This is a genomic window from Nocardia amamiensis NBRC 102102 (genome assembly GCF_001612745.1).
Classification (GTDB): domain Bacteria; phylum Actinomycetota; class Actinomycetes; order Mycobacteriales; family Mycobacteriaceae; genus Nocardia; species Nocardia amamiensis.
On sequence record NZ_BDBA01000395.1, the window covers coordinates 1 to 2,096 of the forward strand.

At 62.8% G+C, this 2,096-nt stretch carries 2 protein-coding genes; both read right to left on the reverse strand.

The window, feature by feature from the left end:
• A partial coding sequence (locus tag NA4_RS37980) for a PI-PLC domain-containing protein (RefSeq protein WP_218022532.1) occupies window positions 1–469 on the reverse strand: 469 nt, incomplete at its 3' end.
• Between the two features lie 812 nt (window positions 470–1,281).
• Window positions 1,282–1,551, reverse strand: a complete 270-nt coding sequence (locus tag NA4_RS43160) for a hypothetical protein (RefSeq protein WP_067481058.1) — start codon at window positions 1,549–1,551, stop codon at window positions 1,282–1,284.
• Window positions 1,552–2,096 lie beyond the last annotated feature (545 nt).

Here is a 2,096-nt window from a genome sequence, read left to right on the forward strand (position 1 = left end):
CCAGAGTGATCGCGCCGGGCTGCACCGTGCCATGCACGGACCGGGTGAACAGGAACGCGTAGCGCGGGTCGCGTTGAAGCTCGTCGAGGCGGTTGTAGGCAGCCGTACCGACGGCCTTGATATCGACCAGGAGTTGGAAACCTCCGCAGTGCCCAGCGTATACACTGCCGCCGTTATCGAGCACACGCTGTCGCAGCGGTTCCAGATAGAGCGTCTGCAGCGTCCACCACGGCCGCAGGTCCAGGAAATCGTGGCCGACAAGTAGATCGTGGCCGACCAGATATACGTCGGCCTCGATGCTGGTGAAGCCCCGGTCGAGAGCGTCGAGCAGCGGTCTCGCATGTAGGTAGTCGTTGTGTGCATGGGCGTGGCTCAGCGGCCCGACGACCGACGTCTCACCAGCGGCCGCGGTACTCGCAGTGAACCCGAACACCCCGACAATCATGAGCACCAGAATTACCAAGTTCATCGTTGCTCGCACAGTTACCTTCCTATCGATTCCGAGATCGCTACGGAAGTTAGCACGACAGTTGTCTTCGTTAAAGATAGATTGAATGGACTGGAGGACATTGTGACGCGAGGTGTTTCGTCGTAGTTGGTCGAGGATGAATGATCAGTTGCCCCGTATCACGGGATGGTTCGGGGGTGCAGCCGCGAGGGTCGGTGGCGAGTGCGTATGCACCAGGTTGCTCACTGGGGCAGAAGAATTCTGGCAGTTGGCCGAATCGGCGGAGTCGGTGGGCACTGATGAATGTCAACAGCTTGTGAACCGGGCGCGCTGGACAGCGATCCCGCGCGGCAGCGACACCTGACTTGTGACACTGTCGAGAAACGTTAGCCACCGGAAGTTCAAAGTGAAGCCGCTGGTGACGACGTGGCGGATGGTAGGGGTTTCCCCCATACCGGCTTGTGTTTCGAGGTGCGATTCTCTTGCTGTGGAGTCAAACGCGGTCAAGCTTCTCGAAGTGCGACGCGGAACCTGTCAATCCCGGCGAGACCGTTCAGGCCACGAATTCTGTGTTGATGTTCTCCTTCGGGGGCTCGTTGATCCAGGCCGTTTTCGGCAGTCGTGGCGGTGTCGGTGGACGACCGAACCGGGCGGGGTTCGCGGCGTAAGCCGCGGCGAGTACTTTGCCGCGTTCGGCGCGGATGGCGATGGCGTTGCCGCCGTGAACCGTTGCGGGAGTGTGTAATCCGATTACAGAATGCCGGTGGACGGTGTTGTAGTAGGTGAAGAACGCGGTGCAGAACCGCTGGGTTTCACGGATCGAGGCGAACCGGTCACAGATACCGGCCCTCGTCCAGCAGGATTGCCCACACCTGCGCCGGTGACTTGTCGATGAACCGGTCACTGCGCAGCTCGACCAGCACCGCCGCCTGTTCGGACGCCGACAACGCGGCCGGATGCGCCACCGGCCGCCGGGGAGGACCGTGTTTCGGCGATCGCGGATTCCGCTGCCGGTGCAGGCTCGCCCGCGACTTGCCGGTCACCCGGCACGCGGCCCGGATGCCCAGGACCGGCTCCAGCTCGACGGTCGCCGCGTCGATCACTTCGCCGACTTGGTGTCGATACCCGCGCTCTCGGAGAGCATCTCCAAGATCTCGTGCGCTTTTCCCATGCTCTGCAACGCTTTTCGCGTCTTCCCCAACTCGGCCTCGGCACGCGCGCCAGCTTCGCGGCCAGGCGTTCGTTCTCCTTGTCCGCCGCGGTCTTTTCGGGCTTGGGCCCGGAAGGCTTGACCGCCAAGGCATTCAATGCGCCCGCACCGCGGGCGCGGCACCACTCGATCACGTGCGAGTGATACAGACCTTCCCGCCGCAGCCCCCCGTTACCTTCTTCACGGGCCTGGTACAGGCCCACGGTCGCCAGTCCCGGTATGACTTCTTCCCCCTGTCTTTCTCATGATCCGGGGGGTGGTGTCGCCGGGTGCTGGTGGCGTCGACGGACCGCTGATGGGGACAGGGCTGTGGGTAGGTCTCTTCGTAGCGTGGGTGCCGGGCGTTGACGCCAGATCGAGCGGCCGTTCCAGGTTTTCGACGTGATGAGGAACTCTCGAAGTGGCACAGGCGTATGCCGTGTTCTGCGGCGTTAGTGT